17 protein-coding genes are annotated in these 17161 nt (G+C 68.8%); 3 read left to right on the plus strand and 14 right to left on the minus strand.

What is annotated here, in order from left to right:
- Positions 1 to 20 precede the first annotated feature (20 nt).
- The 3 genes from ACWZHB_RS00060 to ACWZHB_RS00070 form a co-directional block, all read right to left on the minus strand.
- Positions 21 to 563: a YceI family protein gene (locus ACWZHB_RS00060; RefSeq protein WP_427905877.1), complete on the minus strand. Its 543-nt coding sequence runs from the start codon at positions 561 to 563 to the stop codon at positions 21 to 23.
- Between the two features lie 92 nt (positions 564 to 655).
- On the minus strand, positions 656 to 850 hold the full coding sequence (locus tag ACWZHB_RS00065; protein WP_266297926.1) for a hypothetical protein: 195 nt from the start codon (positions 848 to 850) through the stop codon (positions 656 to 658).
- A gap of 65 nt (positions 851 to 915) precedes the next feature.
- Entirely contained in the window at positions 916 to 2136 is a 1221-nt protein-coding gene (locus ACWZHB_RS00070; RefSeq protein WP_427905878.1) for an MFS transporter, read from the minus strand.
- A gap of 151 nt (positions 2137 to 2287) precedes the next feature.
- Between ACWZHB_RS00070 and ACWZHB_RS00075 the strand changes: the two genes are divergently transcribed.
- Positions 2288 to 3130 carry a DUF72 domain-containing protein gene (locus ACWZHB_RS00075; RefSeq protein WP_427905879.1) on the plus strand — a complete coding sequence of 281 codons (843 nt, stop codon included), beginning with the start codon at positions 2288 to 2290 and terminating at the stop codon, positions 3128 to 3130.
- 311 nt (positions 3131 to 3441) lie between these two features.
- The gene (locus ACWZHB_RS00080) at positions 3442 to 3780 is read left to right on the plus strand and encodes an Rv3235 family protein (protein WP_427905880.1); all 339 of its coding nucleotides are present in this window, start codon (positions 3442 to 3444) and stop codon (positions 3778 to 3780) included.
- Between the two features lie 2 nt (positions 3781 to 3782).
- Here ACWZHB_RS00080 and ACWZHB_RS00085 read toward each other — a convergent pair whose 3' ends face one another.
- The 4 genes from ACWZHB_RS00085 to ACWZHB_RS00100 all read right to left on the minus strand — a co-directional run bounded on the left by ACWZHB_RS00085 (position 3783) and on the right by ACWZHB_RS00100 (position 7762).
- The gene (locus ACWZHB_RS00085) at positions 3783 to 5162 is read right to left on the minus strand and encodes a metallophosphoesterase (protein ID WP_427905881.1); all 1380 of its coding nucleotides are present in this window, start codon (positions 5160 to 5162) and stop codon (positions 3783 to 3785) included.
- A 95-nt stretch (positions 5163 to 5257) separates the two neighbouring features.
- On the minus strand, positions 5258 to 5713 hold the full coding sequence (locus tag ACWZHB_RS00090; RefSeq protein ID WP_427905882.1) for a DUF4254 domain-containing protein: 456 nt from the start codon (positions 5711 to 5713) through the stop codon (positions 5258 to 5260).
- A gap of 230 nt (positions 5714 to 5943) precedes the next feature.
- Positions 5944 to 7089, minus strand: a complete 1146-nt coding sequence (locus ACWZHB_RS00095) for an acyl-CoA dehydrogenase family protein (protein WP_427905883.1) — start codon at positions 7087 to 7089, stop codon at positions 5944 to 5946.
- Positions 7090 to 7201: 112 nt separating this feature from the next.
- Positions 7202 to 7762: a hypothetical protein gene (locus tag ACWZHB_RS00100; RefSeq protein ID WP_427905884.1), complete on the minus strand. Its 561-nt coding sequence runs from the start codon at positions 7760 to 7762 to the stop codon at positions 7202 to 7204.
- A gap of 413 nt (positions 7763 to 8175) precedes the next feature.
- On the opposite strand from ACWZHB_RS00100, the gene ACWZHB_RS00105 reads away from it, so the two are divergent.
- Positions 8176 to 9462, plus strand: a complete 1287-nt coding sequence (locus ACWZHB_RS00105; protein WP_427905885.1) for a hypothetical protein — start codon at positions 8176 to 8178, stop codon at positions 9460 to 9462.
- Between the two features lie 63 nt (positions 9463 to 9525).
- Here ACWZHB_RS00105 and ACWZHB_RS00110 read toward each other — a convergent pair whose 3' ends face one another.
- From ACWZHB_RS00110 to ACWZHB_RS00140, 7 genes are all read right to left on the minus strand, one after another.
- Positions 9526 to 11055: an AIM24 family protein gene (locus ACWZHB_RS00110; RefSeq protein WP_427905886.1), complete on the minus strand. Its 1530-nt coding sequence runs from the start codon at positions 11053 to 11055 to the stop codon at positions 9526 to 9528.
- Between the two features lie 115 nt (positions 11056 to 11170).
- The gene (locus ACWZHB_RS00115) at positions 11171 to 11710 is read right to left on the minus strand and encodes a GNAT family N-acetyltransferase (RefSeq protein WP_427905887.1); all 540 of its coding nucleotides are present in this window, start codon (positions 11708 to 11710) and stop codon (positions 11171 to 11173) included.
- On the minus strand, positions 11707 to 12699 hold the full coding sequence (locus ACWZHB_RS00120; RefSeq protein ID WP_427905888.1) for an ABC transporter substrate-binding protein: 993 nt from the start codon (positions 12697 to 12699) through the stop codon (positions 11707 to 11709). The genes ACWZHB_RS00115 and ACWZHB_RS00120 overlap by 4 nt, the downstream gene beginning before the upstream one ends.
- A 53-nt stretch (positions 12700 to 12752) precedes the next feature.
- Positions 12753 to 13841, minus strand: a complete 1089-nt coding sequence (locus tag ACWZHB_RS00125) for a FecCD family ABC transporter permease (protein WP_427905889.1) — start codon at positions 13839 to 13841, stop codon at positions 12753 to 12755.
- Positions 13838 to 14866 (minus strand): ABC transporter ATP-binding protein, encoded by a 1029-nt coding sequence (locus ACWZHB_RS00130; RefSeq protein ID WP_427905890.1) that lies wholly within the window; start codon positions 14864 to 14866, stop codon positions 13838 to 13840. Before ACWZHB_RS00130 ends, ACWZHB_RS00125 begins: the two co-directional genes overlap by 4 nt.
- Positions 14863 to 15819 (minus strand): GHMP family kinase ATP-binding protein, encoded by a 957-nt coding sequence (locus ACWZHB_RS00135; protein ID WP_427905891.1) that lies wholly within the window; start codon positions 15817 to 15819, stop codon positions 14863 to 14865. The genes ACWZHB_RS00130 and ACWZHB_RS00135 overlap by 4 nt, the downstream gene beginning before the upstream one ends.
- Before the next feature lie 5 nt (positions 15820 to 15824).
- On the minus strand, positions 15825 to 17156 hold the full coding sequence (locus ACWZHB_RS00140) for an MFS transporter (protein WP_427905892.1): 1332 nt from the start codon (positions 17154 to 17156) through the stop codon (positions 15825 to 15827).
- Positions 17157 to 17161: the final 5 nt, after the last annotated feature.

Below are 17161 nucleotides of genomic sequence, written 5' to 3' on the forward strand. Positions count from 1 at the left end.
CCCTCCTGTGCTCGGTGCCGTCAGCTCTGTAAGCCGACCTCGACGTCGAGCGAGAGGGTGATCTTGTCGCCGATCACGGCGCCGCCGTCGGCCATCGGCATCTCGGTGGTGAGGCCGAAATCGCGGCGGTTGATGGTGGCGGTCGCGGAGAAGCCGGCGACCGGGGCGTCGGCCATGCCGGGGCCGGTGCCGAGGAATTCGACCTCGAGGGTGACCGGGTGGGTGTTGCCGCGGATGGTGAAATCGCCGGTGACGGAGAATTCGGTGCTCAGCGCCTTGAAACCGGTGGCCTTGAAGGTGGCGGTCGGGTGATTGGCGACGTCGAAGAAGTCGGCGGTGGCCAGGTGCCCGTCGCGCTGCGCGTTGTCGGTGGTCACCGAGGCGACGTTCATCGCGACATCGGCGTCGGCGGTGCCGTCGGGGTGGACCACGAGCGTGCCCGAGAAGTCGGTGAAACGACCACGTACTTTGCTGACCATCAGGTGGCGCACCGAGAACTGCAGGGTGGAATGGGCGGGGTCGATGACCCAGGTTCCCGCGGGTAGTCCGGTAGGGGCCGACATGGTCTCTCCTCACTTGGCGATCCGGCCGTGTGGGCCGACGGGCGTGTGAAGCGATAGCGCCAACCAGCGTAACCCCGTGCAGCGGGTGCGGGTCAGTCCTCGCTGGTGGCGCGTTCGCCGAGAAAGCGCAGGAGGGCGGGATCGGTGGAGGTGAAGCGGTCTACTTCCTGACCGCCGGTGCATTCGAACAGGGCGATGGTCACGGAGTCGGGCCTGCGCCCGACAACCCGCCAGATCGCGCCGGAATCTTGCCAGCGAAGCAGTGTTTCGACGGGATCGGCGCTCACTCGATCCACGGTAGTGCGCCGTGATCGCGGATCGAACCGCGATGGCTCCGGCGGAGGGTGTGCGCTCAGATCCGTTCGCGGTAATTCGCGGCGACGAGCGCGAGGCAGCACGCGGCGATCACGGCCGTGACAACGTACATGGCGGGGTAGCCGAAACCGAGGCTGCTGTGCAGTGCCGACAGGACGGCGGGCACGCCGAAGCCCAGGTAGCTCACGGAGTAGAAGACCGCGTTCAGGCCGGCCAGATCGCTGGGGCCCGCGATGCGTTCGATCTGCTGCAAGCCCGCGACCAGGCCGATGCCGTAGCCGCTGCCGAGCACGACCGCGGTCAGCAGCGTCACCCAGATGCTCAGGGTGGCCGCCGTCCACGCGGCCAAAATCATGCCCGCGGTGAGCAACACCAGTGCCACCACCGCGGCGCGGGCGGTGCCGGGGCGGTCGATGCGCCTGGCGACCGATTGGATGGTGAATCCGCAGCCGAGCGTCACCATGGTGACCAGGGCGGAGAAGGCGATCGGGGCCTGCTGCACGCGCGGCAGCAGCAGCGTCGGGAGGACGGCGTAGGCGGTCGCGTTGGCGGTGAACAGCCACAGTGCGACCGGCACCGCGACGCGAAGGAAGCGCCGATGTCCGGCTGCGGGGATCTTCAAGTCGTCCCGCAGTTTGCCCGGATTCGCTTGGCGCGTCACGGTTTCCGGTGTCTTGGCGATCCAGAACGCAGTCGCGACGCAGAGCACCGCGTTGACGAGATAGGCGGTGGAATCGGGTAGCGGACCCCACTGCGCGAGGGTTCCCGCCACACCCGCGCCGAGGGCGAACCCGGCGGTCAGGCTCATCGCGGATCGTCGCGCGCCTTTGCCCGCGGCGGCCGCGGCGAACGGTGGTTGCGACAGCTCCTTGAGCCAGCTGCCGCCCACCGCCATCGCCAGGCCGAGCGCGACACCGCACAGCATCCGCCCGGCGGCCAGCATCGGCACCGAGGCCGCGCCCGCCGCGAGCAGCAGCGAACCGGCCGCGGCGATCAGCGGTGCGGGCAGCATCAGCGGGCGGCGACCGAACCGGTCCGAGAGTGGGCCCCCGACGAGCAGTGCGGGCACGATGCCGAGGACGTAGTAGAAGAGCAGCAGGTCGACCGCGGTGAGCGGGAGGCCGTGGGCTTTGTACATCACCAGCAGCGGCGTGAACTCGTTGCCACCCCACGCGATCGCCACCATGGCGGCGGACACGCCGAGCCAGGCGCGGGTTGCGGAGACAGCACTGGGCCGCTCGGTGGTGAGAATCGCCATCACAGGCCCTTTCCGTTGTGCGCGCACCGGGATCCAGGGACGTGGCGGGTCGCCGACCTGCTCGGCCGAAACCCGCCACCCGCGCACAGGGCGAAATGGTGGCAACCGGTCTCATTTTAAGGGCGGCCGTCCGCTGTATTACCGTCGGCCTGTGCGTGAGCTGCGGATGGGGTGTGCGATGTGGACTCATCCCGAGTGGCAGCAGCGGATGCCCGCGCCGGGGGAACGGTTGCGCGCCTATGCCGGGCACTGTGGTGCGGTCGAGGGCAACACCACTTTCTACGCGACACCGTCCGCATCGACCGTCGAGTCGTGGGCCCGGCAGACCGCGCCCGATTTCCGGTTCGTGCTCAAGCCGCCGAGAGCGGTGACGCACGAGCGCAGACTCGTCGACGCCGGTGCCGAACTCGGCGCGTTTCTCGACGTGATGGCGCCGCTCGGAACACGGGTGCACGCGCTGTGGATCCAGTTGCCCGCGTCGTTCGGGCCGACCGATCTGGGCGCGCTCGCCCGTTTTCAGCGGGAGCTGCCCGGTGGGTTGCGATGCGCTGTCGAGGTGCGGCATCCGGCGTTCTTCGAGGACGAGCGGGCCACGGTGCAGTTGGAGCGAGTGCTCGGGCGGATCGGGGCCGAATGGGTGCCGTTCGACACGACTGTCCTGTTCGACGGGCCACCGGGTGACCCCTCCGAATACGAGGCGAGGGCGAAGAAGCCGCGCGTCCCGCGCCGGCTGCGGGCGCTGACCGAGTACCCGATCGTGCGCTACCACGGGCGCGCCGACACCGACCGCACCGTCGCGGGCTGGCGGCCGTGGGTGGAGACCGTGGCGGGCTGGCTGCGCGAAGGTCGCTCGCCCACGGTCTTCGTGCACACGCCCGACAACGCCGCGGCCCGTGGCTTGGCCCGGCGTTTCCATGACGAGGTCCGCGTGATAGTCCCGGAGCTACCCGCACAGCCGATGCCCGAGTCCGACGAACCGATGACGCTGTTCTGAGGGCCGAACGGACATCTGCGGCGACCTGAGTTGATTTCGCGAACACTTGTCGGACCTGCGTGTCATGCTGTGCGCCACCACTGGGGAGTGGGTGGACTGACTCGAAGGGGACGAGCATGTCTACGGAGGGAATGTTGTTGTCGCCCGCGCCGCATTGCGAGCCGCAGTTGGAGGGCGGGGGCCTGGTGCATCGGTCCGCACAGGTGAATGCTGTTGCACCCCATCGGGTTACCTGTACCGGTCGTCGGCGGGCAGCGGGTGGAACGCCGGCCGGTATCCGCCGGGCAGTGCGCGCGTCCTGTCCAGATGCCGTGCCTGCCACCGATTCATCGGCCACGGCAAAGCGATTCACCGAGCACGTCCTTCGGCTGCTCTTGGAGGTAGTCGATCGGCGCAGATCGTCGACTCACCTGCGCGCGTTCACCGACGCGAAAGCGCTGGCCGCCATCAACACGATGCTCGCACAGGACTCGGTTCCCGACCGAAGCCTCGGGACCGCCACCTTGACCCGCGTCCATCTGACGCCCGCGGAGGGCGCCGCCGCCGAAGTCTTCGCTTCGTACCAACGCGGGCCTCGGACGTTGGCAATCGCGGGCCGCATCGAATCATCAAAGGGCAGTTGGCGATTGGTGGCGGTGCGGATGTTCTGACCTCAGTGTGGCGCGGTGACTCCGGAGAAGTCGTGCGACGCACGGTGATTGCGGTCGGGGAGACTGCCGAGGGCGTGGTCGGGGTGTAGGCCGAAGTACTGCCTGCGGGTCTTGCTGGTCCAGGCCAGTGCGGCCGCGGCGGCGATGCGGTGGAAGTGGACGGTGTAGCCGTGTTCGTAGACGCGCAGGAGGGCGTAGCCGCCGGGATACTCCTTCACGGCGGCTACCTCGAGGTACTCGACGTGGCCGGAGTCGGGGCGGGTGCGGCGATTTCGGTGGGTGTGGCCGCTGTGGTGCAGAAAGACGCCGGGGGTCGTTCGGTAGCAGGCCTGCAGCGCCGCGACGCTCGCGCGATCGAGGACGAAACCGGGGCCGCCGGGATTGCTCAGTGCAGCATAGCGAGTCGCGGGGTGGTGTCCGAAGACCAGCGTCGGGCGGTCGGGATCGGCGGCGAGGATCGCGCGTAGCTGGCCGAGTTGATCGGCGTCGATCGTGCCGCCCGCACCTCGCCCGCGCGTGGTGTCGAGGCCGATCAGGCGCAACCCGCCGAGTACATGGCAGGTGAGTTGCCCGAATGGCTGGAATACCCGGCCCCAGTGATCATCCGGGCCACGCGGCACGTCGTGATTGCCGCGGCACACGAAATGGTCGCGGCCCGCGATGCCCCAAGCATCGAGGCGCGCACCGATTCCCGCTGACTGTTCGGCGGTGCCGCAATCGGTGAGGTCACCGGCGACGACGAGGTGGTCGGCCGCGCGCTCGGGTCGGCGGATGTCGTGCAGCAGCGCCTCGGTCATCACCTGTGGGTAGTGGCCGTCGTCGTGGCGCAGACCCGGCGGCAACCCGGCGACGATCAAGCCGCTGCGGTCCTCACCCCAGTGCAGATCGTTGGCGAGGGCGATCGTGCGCAGCAGGCGTCCCGGTGGCGGCGGCGCGGTCAGGAAGACGCCGGTGACCTCCGGCGTCCCGGGCCGTCGCGTCACCCAGGTACGGCCTGGCACCGCGGTTTCGCCGTCGGAGCAGGCAGTGAAGCGATAGCGGCGGCCGGGCTCGAGCCCACGCACTTCCGCGTAGTGGTGTGCTGTGCGGCGGACATCGAAATAGTGGGTCGCGGGTGCGGTCGACCCGTCGGCGGGCGCGAGCCGTACCTCGGTGTCGGCCGCCGCCGGGCACAACTGCCCCGAGCGATCGCGTCGTTGCGTGGACCAGGTGAGGATCGCGGTGTCGTGCGTGACCGTCACGACCTCGAGATCGGTGACAACAAGCCGATCACGCAGGCCCGTCCAGGAATTCGGCCGCGCCATCGGCGCCCGAACCGTCGCCGCCGCGGCCCCCGAGGCCGCGTTGACCAACCATGCGGTGTGTAATCGCGGATCGAGCATGCCGGGCTCCGTTCGCCGTCTGACGCCGACGGTACGGCGCCCGGCTGAACACCCGTAGACGGCGATGTGGCCGTTGACCGCCCAGGTGGCGACGGTTATTCGGGACGGGGGTTGTTCTGGGTTGGCTGTGCCCCACCACTTTCCGGGGCCTCACCGTCCAACCCGTCCGGCAGGCGCCGCGCACCGCTCGCTACCTCGGCGATGAGATCGTCGTAGCCGCAGGACAATTCGTGCAGACGAAGTTGCGCGGCGTGGAGTTCGGCTTCGGCGCCGCAGGCAAGGGCGCGGTAGGTGAGGGCGGCGAAATGGGCCATGCGGTCGACGACGGCGCCGATGCTCTCGGTGTGCATCGGCGCGGAGGTCGCGGGGGTGGGGCAGCGGATGACGACCCAGCGATCGATCTCGCAGACCAGACGCGCACGCGCCCAATCGATGTCGCTGGTATCACCGGGAATCTGCTGTTCGCGGCGTTCGTGCAGGGTGGCCAGTTCGTGCGCGGCGGCTAGGACGGGATCACCGTCTCCGGCCACCCCACAGACCGCCTGCATCATCTGTGTTCGGTCCGGCAGTACCGGTTCCGGTCCGGGTCGTCCCGTCGAACCGCTGCCGTCCGTGTCCACTGTCGCCGCACCGTCCTCGTCGTCGCATATGTAGGCGTTTGTCGAAGGACATTCGTCTCGGCGGGGACGACGGATAGGTCACGAAATGACCCCTCAACAGCGAAAACCGGCCGCGAACAGGTGGTTCGCGGCCGGTCGGGATCACCGATGGAGCTGGCGGATCACAGACTCCGGGCGATGATTTCCTTCATGATCTCGTTGGTGCCCGCGTAGATGAGCTGGACGCGGTTGTCGACCCACATGCGCGCGATCGGGTACTCGTTCATGTAGCCGTAGCCACCGAACAGCTGCAGACAGGTGTCAGCGATCTGCATTGCCTTGTCGGTGGTCCACCACTTCGCCATGGCGACGGTCGGGATGTCGAGCTCGCCGCGCAGGTGCTTCTCGACGCAGTCGTCGATGAACACGCGCGCGATCCGTGCCTCGGTGGCGACCTCGGCCAGCTTGAACTTGGTGTTCTGGAAGCCGAACACCGCACGGCCGAACGCCTCGCGCTCCTTGGTGTAGCGCAGCGTGTGGTCGAGGGCGACCTCCATGCCCGCGACCGCGCCCATCGACACGATCAGGCGTTCCTGGGGCAGCTGCTGCATCAGCTGGATGAAGCCCTGACCCTCCTGGGTGCCGAGCAGGTTGGTCACCGGGACGCGCACGTCCTCGAAGAACAGCTCGGAGGTGTCCTGGCCCTTCTGGCCGATCTTGTCGAGCACGCGGCCACGACGGAAACCTTCGCGATCGGCCTCGACCAGCACCAGCGAGACGCCGGAGGCGCCCTGGGTGGGGTCGGTCTTGGCGACCAGGATGATCAGGTCGGCCTGCGCGCCGTTGGTGATGAAGGTCTTGGAGCCGTTGATGACGTACTCGTCGCCGTCCCGGATCGCCTTGGCCTTGACGGCCTGCAGGTCGGAGCCGGTGCCGGGCTCGGTCATCGCGATGGCGCCGACGACCTCGCCGCTGGCCATCTTCGGCAGCCACTGCTTCTTCTGCTCCTCGGTGCCGTAGGCGAGGAGGTAGTGCGCCACGATGCCGTTGTGCAGGCTGATACCCCACGAGGTGTCGACCGCGCGGGCCTGCTCCTCCATGAGCACCGCCTCGTGCGCGAAGGTGCCGCCACCGCCGCCGTACTCCTCGGGGATCGAGATGCACAGCAGACCCACTTCGCCAGCCTTGTTCCACAGGTCGCGGTCGACGTGGTGCTGCTCGCGGTACTTGTCGATATTGGGGACCAGTTCCTTGGCCATGAACGCACGGGTCATGTCACGCAGGGCGTCCAGGTCCTCATTCATCCAGCTGGACCGATTGGCGGCCATCGAGTCTCCTTGTTCGGCTCGGCACAGCACCGGTCCAGGCGTGACCGGTGGTTACGGATACCAGTGTGCCGCAGTATTGGCGTAGTGACAATAGTACCGCCGAAATGGCCTCTCACCAGCGGATCATGGGCAGCGGTGAGAGAGGATGGATGAGCGCGCGCCGCACCGTGAGCTCCACGAGCTTGAAGTGGAACCCGCTGTCGGGGTACCGCCGCAGCAGTGCGGAGTAGGCCGCGTAGGGCAGGCCGTAGCGTCGCGCGCCGAACGTCACGTCGATCAGATCGGCCCGCCGGAACAGCTCCACCGGGTCGGTCGCGTTGCCCGCCGAGCGCACCCGATGGTGGTCGCGAATCATCTCGGCGACGAGTTCGGCGATGTCCTCGCGCTCGTGCGCGATCAGCCAGTCGCCCGCCAACGCGCACGACGGTTCGAGATAGTCGAAGGTGCACGCCGCCCAGATGCCGAGATCGTGGAAAGTCGCCGCGGTGCGGAATTCCTCGCGGGCACTCGGTGGCGGTCCCGGCTCGCCGCTCCGGGCGAACAGTAGATCGGCCGAGCGCAGTACCCGCAGCACATGATGGAAATAGGCCTTGCGGTCGGCGCCGAGCCGGGCGGTCCACGGTTCGAGTCTTTCGGCGATCGCCTGGTCGAGTTCGCTTGTGTGCTCGGTCAATTCGTCACTCCGGAGTAGATCTCACGGGCGTGCGCCAACCCGCCCGCACCCCCGGACAACCCTAGGTGCCCGCGGTTCGCGCCGTCGGATGAACGGAGTTTCGCCCGGGCAGGTCCGCCGGTGGCGTGGGGCAGGCGCCGAGCCGGTCGGGTCGGGTTGTCCGCGAACGGTGTTCGGCAACGGTCGGGCACCGAACCGCCGGAAACTCTGGTTCCGGGGGCGGTGGGGGATTATCTTCGCTGATCGAGTGTCCGACCGAAATTGTTGGGCGTGTCGCGCGCGGCGCGCCGTGTTCGGGGTGCCGTGTAGGAGCATCGGTTTCGCGCTCGAGGGTATATCGACTAAGAATGGCCTGTGCCGTTCACACGTGTGGTCACCTGCCTGCCTTCGCGCGCCCTGGGCGGTGGTCTGGCATGACGATCGAGTCCGGTCTCGAGGACGACGTCAGCCAGCTCGCCCAGCGAGTCGAACGTGCCCGTGGGCGCCTCGCTTACCAATTCGATCCGGCCCTCACCGACGCGCTCTCCGAAGACGAGCTGCGTGCCGAACGTGAACTCGCCGAACGCATCCGTGAACAGGATCGCGAGCAGCGCTGGAAGCACACCCAGGCGATGGCGTCCGCCTCGGACCGCAGCCGTCAGACCACCGAAGCGATCGAGAAGGCCGACATGCGAGATCTGCTGCTCGCCAGGAAGGCGATGGCGTCCCAGCGTCGCGAATCGAGCCCGCACGCGAAGCTCGCTTCGCTGTATCGGCACCGGTCGTGGTCGCTGAAGGCGCTGGCCGGCGTGGTCGGCGCCGGCATGCTGTGGTCGGCGGTGAACGTGCAGCAGAACATCGCGCCCGGTGGGCCGAGTGATCCGCTGTTCTGGTTCAGCTACCTGCTCGAGGCGATGATCAGCGTGTGTCTGATCATCATCATGGTCGGCACGAACAAGGTCGCCGAGTGGGGCGTGATCGACAACCGCCGCCAGGTCGCGCTCGCCGAGCTCGCACTGCTCGGGCTCACCGTCACCCTCAACACCTATCCGTATGTGCGCGACGGTCGGTGGTACGACGTCGCCGTGCACGCGGTCGCGCCGGTGATGATCGGTGTCGCGCTGCTGATCCACGACGCGGTCAGCGCCCGCTACGGTCTGGCCATCACCCGCGCGACCAGTCAGGTCAGGGATCTGCCCGACCCGGCCGACAACATCCTCGGCCGCCAGTCCACCGAGGGCGTCCGTCTGACCTACACCCCGCCGATGACGGGCATGGCCCGTGCCGAGGCGGTCGCCGCCGCGGAAACGGCCGCCACCACCCCCATCACCCGCGAACCCGCCTGGACGCCCACCGAGCCGACCGCCAACGGCCGGGTTCCCGAGAAGCGCAAGCGTTTCGGCATCGGCAAGCCGTCCGCGGGCGACAAGGCCACCGCGAAGAAGACCGTCCAGGCACCGATCGCACCACCGGAGCCCGCCAAGGAACCGGCCAAGCCCGAACCGGCCGCCGACTCGGCCCCCGCCGCCCGCAAGAGCGCCATCTCCGACATCGAGGCCCGCGTCGAAAAGGCGTTCGCCGAAGCTAATTTCGGCTACGAGGCGATCGAGCCCACCAGCATCTACGACACCGGCCAATTCCGCATCGCGGAGAGCCTGGAGCAGGAACTCAACGACATGCGTGAGGCCCGCCGACAGGCCCGCAAGGAGCGCGCGAACTAGCAGATACGTCAAAGGCCGATACCCGCGAATGCGTGGGTATCGGCCTTTGTTGTGTGTTCGGGGTCAGCCGAAGATGCCGCCGCCGGTGCCCGCTTGCTGGCCGCCGCCGGTGCCGCCGATGAGGCCGCCAGGGGGGAGTTCGGAGGGCTGGACGATGACGAAGCCGCGGCCGGAGAAGGACAGGGTGCTCGCTTCGCCGGTGCTGCGGCCCATCAGGCGGCCGAGGCCGAAGGAATCGTTGCGTTTGATGCCGGTTTGCAGGCTGGAGGACCAGGCTACGGCGGCATTGGGGTCGGCGTAGGTGGCCTGGTCGACGGTGAGGACCACGGGGGAGCCGTGGGTGGTGATGGCGATGCGGCCGCGGCCGGTGAAGACGCAGTTGAACAGGCCCGCGTTGGAGGCGTAGCCCGCGGCGCCCTGGACCCGGCCGATGTCGTAGCGCAGGGTGGAGTCGAAGGCGAGGACGTTGGCGCCGTTGATGGTGAGGCCGTCGGTGCCGTCGAGGTCGATGATGTGCACGTCGGCGGCGCTGTTGGCCAGGAACAGGTCGCCGCGGCCGGTCACCTTCATCAGCGGCACGCCTTCGCCGGTGAGGTGCTGGCGGATGGCGCGGCCGATGCCGCCGGAGCCGAGCGCTTCGAACTTCAGGTCACCCTGGTAGGCCACCATCGACCCGGCCCGCGCCATCACCTCCCCGTTCATGCCGACCTTCACCATCTTGCCGCCCTGCTTCTGGATGCCGAGGCCGTTGACCTCGGCATGCGAGGGGTCGAAAAGGTCGCTGTGCACGGGCTGGGCTCCTTGCTGAGATGCGTACGTCGGCTGTTGCGCGGGTCCGCCGGGCTGTCCGTAGGCGGGCGGTGGGTAGCCCGGTGCACCCGAAGGTGCGCCGGGCTGACCGGGAGGCGGGGCGAATTGTCCAGGTGGCGGGGCGAATTGGCCGGGAGGCGGGGCGAACTGGCCGGGAGGGATCGGGGCGTTGGACCCGGGATGGTGCGCCGGGGCAGATTGACCTGCGCCGCCCTGCGCGCCCGGCGGCGGATAGCCGCCGGTGGCACCCTGTCCCGAATTACCCGGCGTCACAGCAGGTTCGGGCTCGTCGTCGAGGTTCACCCCGTAGGCCGACGCGATGCCCGCCAGCCCGTCGTCGTAGCCCTGCCCGATCGCCCGAACCTTCCACGCGCTGTTGCGGCGGTAGATCTCGACACACACCACACCGCTCTCGGTGGTGAGTCCGGGGATCGGGAAAGTCAGTGCGGTGGAACCGGATTCGATCGTGGTGGTCAGGGTGCCGACGGAGGCGAAAGTGGCGGGCCCGCGGCCGTCGAGGCTCGCGGTGACCACCACCTTGTCGACATCGCCGGGCAACGCCGAGGTCTGGACGGCAACCACATCGGGCCCACCGTTGCCGTGCCGGTACACCACACCCGGTCCGGTGGGCTGATTGAAGAAGACGAAGTCGGCGTCGGAGCGAACTGTGCCCGCGGTGTTCACCAGCAGCGCCGACACATCGACCGACGCCGAACTCGCCACGGTGACGGTCAACTGATCACCGGGCGCGGGCCGGTTCTCACCGGGAGCCAGCACGGTCACGACACAGCACCCGACGGTCGGGCGATTCGCAAGTGTTCCACGCGTTCGATAGTGCCGTGTATGCCGTCACCGCGCCAGCGGCAACCGTCACCGCGCCGGCGGCAACCCGTCAGCGCTACCGTCCACCGCCCTCCAGCGCGATCTCCAGGTGCACCGTCTGGAAACCGTCATGCGGACCGCGCGCGTCGTACACGATGTGGCCGAAGGTCGACCAGAATTCCAGCGCACCGGGCGTTCGCGCGTCGGTGTGCAGGTACAGCCGCTCGAATCCGGGGGTGGCGCGCACGTGCTCGACCGCCGTGGTGACCAGGCGGGTAGCCAGGCCGCGTCGATGGTGCTCCGGCCGCACGTAGACCCGGAACAGCTGCGCGGTGGACTCGCTGGGGTAGCGGTCCGCGAGCTCGGCGGGATGCGGTGGATGCGCGGGTCCCTGTGCCCGGATCGCGGTGGTGCCGACGATGACACCCTCGTGCTCGGCGACCCACAGCCGGTGTCGTGGATGCCGCAGATAGGCGGTCTCCGGGTCGATCACGTCCTGGTGGTATTCGGGCAGATAGCCGATGCCGAATACCTGGTAGAAGGTGTCGAGCATGACGCTGCGCGCGCCCGCGAGATCCGCGGTGCCTGCCTCGCGGATCCGGTACTCGGTGGTCATCGCACCTGCGCCAATTCACGATCGAGCACTTCCAGACCCTCCACGGCGACCGGCCCCGGCCCGGTGTAACCGAAGGGCGCCACGATGATCCGGTTCTCGCGGATCGCGCGCAGCCCGGCCAGTTCGGGACGTTGGCGTACTGCGGTGCGCACGGAATCGGGCGTCTGGTCGCCCTGGGTGAGCAGAATGATCACCTCGGGGTCCGCGGCGATGAGGGTTTCGGTGTTGGCTTCGAAATTGCGCTTGTCGATCTGACCATAGACATTGCCGAGGCCGAGAATCTTCATCTGTTCGTGGACGGTGCTCTTGGCGCCGTAGGCCTTGAGCTGGGCGCCGTCGCGCGACAGGATCAGTGCGGCGGCGGGACGGGGAGACGTTGTGCCACTGTGCCGTTCGGTCACCGCTTGGACGCGTTGCTTCAGTGTGGCGACCTCGGTGTCGGCCGCGTTGGCGGTGCCGAAGAGCTTTCCGTAGAGGGTGATGTCGGCGAAGATGTCCTCGAAGGTGCCCGCGGCGTCGCGGCAGTAGCCGCGGGTGACGATCAGCGGGATGTTCACCTGCGCGAGGTCGTCGGGGGTCACCGAGAGTCCTTCGACACTCACCACCAGGTCGGGGGATCGGTTGATGATCTCCTCGCGCGCGAGTTCCGCGGTGGGAGCGGTGATCTCGGTGTTCTTCAGCGCGTCACCGTATTGGCCGGGGAAGGCAGCGGCTTCGAAGGTGCGGGTGACGATGCGGTCGGCGGCGCCCGCGGCGGCGATCAGCGGCGCGGCGATGGAACCGACCGTGACGACGCGCTGCGGGGGCGAGGTGAAGGTGACGTCGCGTCCGCAGCTCGAGATCGTCAGCGGAAAACCGGTTTCCGCGGCGGTGGTGGCGGGAGCTGGTGTACCGCAACCGGTCACGATCGCACTGGTGAGCAGGGCTAGGACGGGGATGGCGGAGCGGCGGGCGGAAATGACACGGGTGAACACGGTGTTGGTCCTCATCGTTCGGTGTTGCGGATTCGCCGGTCGTGGTGACCGGGACAGATAGGTGGAGTTCAGGACTCGCCGGACGCACGGAAGCGGCGGATCAAGATGAGCAGCAGTGGTGCGCCGACCGCGGCGGTGACGATGCCGATGGGCAGTTCGCGAGGGGCGAAGACGGTGCGCGCGGCCACATCGGCGATCACCAGGAACAGCGCTCCGATCAGCGCGCTGACGACCAGCAGGTGGCGGTGGGTTCCGCCGGTGCACAGCCGCGCCACATGCGGCACGATCAAGCCGACGAAACCGATCGCACCCGCCACCGCGACCACCGCGCCGACCGCGAGTGCCACGATCAGCAACGCCCACAGGCGAATTCGATTGGGCGCGATGCCCAGGGTGCGCGCGGTGTCATCGCCCGCGGCCAGTGCGTCCAGCCGCGGTGCCATCAGCAGCACCGCGAGCAGCGACACCGCGACGACGGCCACGGTGGTCGCCACCGAGGACCACGCGGCAGGCGCCAGTGACCCGAGGAGCCAGAACAGCACGGTGCGCGCGCCTTCGGGCCGGTCGGAGGCGAAGATCAGGAAGCTGGTCGCGGCCGAGAAGATGTAGCCGATGGTGACCCCGCCGAGCAGCAGCCGCAGCGAGGTGAGCTGGCCGTTGATCCGCGAGATCACGAACAACAGCGCGGTGGCGATGAGCGCGCCGATGAACGCGCTCGCCGCGAGCGCGGTGGCGGTGGTCGCCGCGGCGACCCCGAACAGCAAATACACCGCGGCACCGGTCGACGCGCCCGAGGTGACGCCGAGGATGTGCGGGTCGGCGAGCACGTTGCGCACGATGGTCTGCAATACGGCACCGGTGATCGCCAGGGCGGCACCGACGAGCGCGCCGAGCAGCACACGCGGCACCCGCACCAGCCAGACGATGGAGTCCTGTGCTGCGCTCCAGTCGACGGTCACCGGCTGACCGAACGTGTGGTGGCCGATGATGCGCGCCACCGTGCCCGGCGGAACGGCGACCGGACCCAGCCCGGCCGCGACCACGAGGGTGAGGGCCAGCGCGATGGTCAGCCCCGTGGTCAGCAGTAGTGTTCGTCCGCGATGACGGGCATGGTCGAGGTCATCGATCGCCGGATCGGCCACCAGTGTCGCGGTCATCGTGTGGCCGCCTCTCTCGTCTGGGCCGCGGGTGCGACGGCGCTCGGGGCGGGCAGGTCCGGTGCAGGCGCGGTGGTGTCCGGGCCGATTGACAAGGCGTCACGTTCGAGCGTTCGATGCGCGGTGGTGGATGCTTCGCCGGTAGCCGCACCCGAGTGGTCGGGCACTGCCTGGGCGGCGACAGGCTCGACGTTGTCGTCGGCGGCCGCGGTGGCGCTCGCCGGATGCTCGTCATTGCGGTGGCCGGTCGCCGCCGTGGGCGGTTCGGTGGCCGGGCCGAAGAGGAGTTGGACGGCGCCGAATGCGGAGGTTCGGCGGACCGGGATCTGGTAGACGGGTTCGAGGATCTGCGGGGTCAGGACCTCGGCGACTGTTCCGGCGGCGGCGACGCGGCCCTGGTCGAGGAGCACGAGGCGGTCGCAGTAGCGGGCGGCCAGGTTCAGCTCGTGCAGCACGACAACCGTTGTGGTCGCGGTCAGGCCTCGGACCAGAGTCAGAAGTTCGTGCTGGTAGCGGATGTCGAGGTGGTTGGTCGGTTCGTCGAGTAGCAGGTGGTCGGCCTGCTGGGCGAGTGCTCTGGCGATCAGGACGCGCTGGCGTTCGCCGCCGGAGAGCGTGGCGAAACGGCGCTCGGCCAGTGCCCGCGCCCCGACGTGCTCGAGTGCGGCAGCCGCGGCGATCCGGTCGGCGCGCGAATACCCTTGGAACGCACCGACCCACGGCGATCTGCCGAGCAGCACCGTCTCGGCCACGGTGACCGGGGTGTCCGGCGGTGCTTCCTGCGCGACGACGGCGAGGCGGCTCGCGAGCTCACGCCCGCGCAACTTTTCCACCGGCGTCGCATCGATGACGACCGATCCGCCCGCGGGCCGCAGGGCCCGGTACATCAGCCGCAACAGCGTGGACTTGCCAGAGCCGTTGGGTCCGATCAGCCCGAGGGTGCTGCCGGGATCGACCTGAAAGCTGATGTCATCGAGGGTGATTCGGCCGTCGTAGGTGAAGTGGATCTGGTCGACGGTGATCATCGCGGCGTGCTCTCTGTTCGGGGAATGGTCAGCAGGTGGGGATGGTCGACGGTGGATACGCGCTGTTCGGCGTGCACGCCGGGGCGCCAGGAGTGGTGGACTGTGACCGAGCGGGCGAAATCGGCGCAGATCTGTTGCGCGGCGAGGACTTGCTCGCGCAGGCGTGGATCGGTGTCGGCGAGCAGGATGCCGGTGGTCGTGCCGCTGTGGGCGACGACTACGCCGGCCGCACCGATCGCGCGCGCGGCCAGGATCGTCGCGTCCAGATGTGGGCGGTCGCGCGTCGCCGCGCTCAACACCGCGCTGCGCGTGGCCACCGCGCCGATCGTGGCGACATCACCGTGGGCGATCGCCGCGCCGAGTTCGCCGAGCAGCCGGTCGAATTCGCGCTTGTCGGCCGGGCTGAATCGCGGTTCGTTCCGGTTGAATTCGACCGTGTCGACCGAGCCGCCCTCGTCCCCGGTGACGATCGTCAGCGCGGGCAGGGTGCCGAGCGGAGCGAGCAGGCGCACCTCACGATGGAGATAGGCCACGGTGCCCGGGTACATGACGCCATCGGATGGTTCGATGGCGCGCAGGTCGGCTTCGAGCTCGCCGAGCGGCACGGCGCGACCCTCGGCGTCGGCGATCGCCCGGGCGGTGGCGACGAGATCGGCGGTGGAGCTCGCCAGCCCCTTGCCCTCGGGCAGCTCGCTGTGCAGGGTGAGTCGCCCGCCGCACAGCACGGTGGACCGAGCGAGCATCGCGCTCGCGAGCCGATGTGCTTTCGACTTGTCCGCCGGGACAACCGCGATGTCGTGTTCGCTCGGTTCGAAAACCGCGACTGTGCCACGCCGGATGGGCAGCGTGACCAGGAAGTGCCGGTTCTGTTCGGTGACGCCTTGCAGGAGCTCCCCGCAGCTGCCGAAGGCGCGGCCGACGCCGATGCCGGGCACGGTGAGATCGATCGTCATCGGAGTCATCGCCTTTCACCGGGGGAGTTGGTGTCGTACGCCGTGGCGGTTGCGTCGCGCTCGACGTTGGGCTCCTGATCTGGCTGGCTGATTGTGTTGTCAGGCAAGAGATTTCGCTGGTGTAGCCGAAGCAGCGCGACGGCCGACAACAGACCGGCCGCAGCGCACAACAGGGCCGGCGGCCAGCTCGACGGGCCGCCGGTGCGGTCGAGCACCGCTCCGGTGACCGAGGTGGCGACGACGGTGAACAGTCCGGACGCCAGATAGAACGCGCCGAAATAGGTTCCGGTCAGCCGAGTTCCGGCGAAGCGGCCGATCGCCTCGTTGACGAAGGGCTGCACCGCGGTCACACCGATCGCCAGCAGCACCGCGGCCGCGACCACGGGCGCCACCCGGATCACCGTGCCCGCCACGCTGTTTCCCTCGAACGTGATTATGCCCGCGGCCGCCGGGGGTAGCAGGAACGCGGCACCCATGATCGCCATGCCGAGCGCCATCGCGGGTCCACGCTGTGGCCTGCGCGCGAGCACCGTGGTGACCCGGACCTGCAGTGCCACCACGGCGATCGTCTCGACCACGAACAACGCGGCCACCGCCGCGGGACCGTGTCCTGGCCCGGCGCTGTCCTGCGCTTGGAGGGTGAACAGGAAGTAGATCTGGCTCTGCAAGGCGAACATCGGCATCAGCGCGAGAGTGAACGCCCAGAACCGGCGATCGGTGAACACCGTCGCGAAATCGGCGCCGACCCCATGCTCGTGCGCGGGCAGCGGTCGTGCGGGCAGCAGCAGCCACTGCACCACCGCCAGCACCGCGAAGATCGCCGCCGCGACCAGGGCGGATATCCGGAAGCCCGCGGCGATCAACACCGTGCCGAGTACCGGCCCGATGGCCGAGCCCGCATTGCCGAAGACGTTGAACAGCGCGAAGGCCTGCGCCGAATGTGCTCCGCTGTCCCTGGAGATGAACGCGCGAACCGCCGGATTGAACAGCGCCCCCGCGAAACCCGTCAGCACCGAGGCGGCCAGCACCACCGGCAACGAACCGCCGACGGCGAACAGCGCGAACCCCAGCGCCCTGATCGCCAGGCCGACCATGATCACGCCGCGCGCGCCGAGCCGGTCGGCGGCCGAGCCGCCGACGAGGAACAGGCCCTGCTGGCTGAGATTGCGCACGCCGAGCACGATCCCGACCACCGCGGCCGACAGCGCGAGGTCGTCGAGGAGGTAGTCGGCCAGGAACGGCACGAGCAGGTAGAAACCGATATGGCCCACAAGGTGATTCACCAGCAGTAGCCGCACTGCCCCCGGCAGCGCGCGGAAGGTGTCGACGCCGTTCATCGCGG

Source organism: Nocardia sp. FBN12 (assembly GCF_054031145.1).

Excerpts from the sequence above, each read along its gene's own strand:
- ACWZHB_RS00060 (WP_427905877.1), bottom strand. The coding sequence starts at position 563 with ATGTCGGCCCCTACCGGACTACCCGCGGGAACCTGGGTCATCGACCCC.
- ACWZHB_RS00070 (WP_427905878.1), bottom strand. The coding sequence starts at position 2,136 with ATGGCGATTCTCACCACCGAGCGGCCCAGTGCTGTCTCCGCAACCCGC.
- ACWZHB_RS00085 (WP_427905881.1), bottom strand. The coding sequence starts at position 5,162 with ATGCTCGATCCGCGATTACACACCGCATGGTTGGTCAACGCGGCCTCG.
- ACWZHB_RS00090 (WP_427905882.1), bottom strand. The coding sequence starts at position 5,713 with ATGATGCAGGCGGTCTGTGGGGTGGCCGGAGACGGTGATCCCGTCCTA.
- ACWZHB_RS00095 (WP_427905883.1), bottom strand. The coding sequence starts at position 7,089 with ATGGCCGCCAATCGGTCCAGCTGGATGAATGAGGACCTGGACGCCCTG.
- ACWZHB_RS00105 (WP_427905885.1), top strand. The coding sequence starts at position 8,176 with ATGACGATCGAGTCCGGTCTCGAGGACGACGTCAGCCAGCTCGCCCAG.
- ACWZHB_RS00115 (WP_427905887.1), bottom strand. The coding sequence starts at position 11,710 with ATGACCACCGAGTACCGGATCCGCGAGGCAGGCACCGCGGATCTCGCG.
- ACWZHB_RS00120 (WP_427905888.1), bottom strand. The coding sequence starts at position 12,699 with ATGAGGACCAACACCGTGTTCACCCGTGTCATTTCCGCCCGCCGCTCC.
- ACWZHB_RS00125 (WP_427905889.1), bottom strand. The coding sequence starts at position 13,841 with ATGACCGCGACACTGGTGGCCGATCCGGCGATCGATGACCTCGACCAT.
- ACWZHB_RS00130 (WP_427905890.1), bottom strand. The coding sequence starts at position 14,866 with ATGATCACCGTCGACCAGATCCACTTCACCTACGACGGCCGAATCACC.
- ACWZHB_RS00135 (WP_427905891.1), bottom strand. The coding sequence starts at position 15,819 with ATGACGATCGATCTCACCGTGCCCGGCATCGGCGTCGGCCGCGCCTTC.
- ACWZHB_RS00140 (WP_427905892.1), bottom strand. The coding sequence starts at position 17,156 with ATGAACGGCGTCGACACCTTCCGCGCGCTGCCGGGGGCAGTGCGGCTA.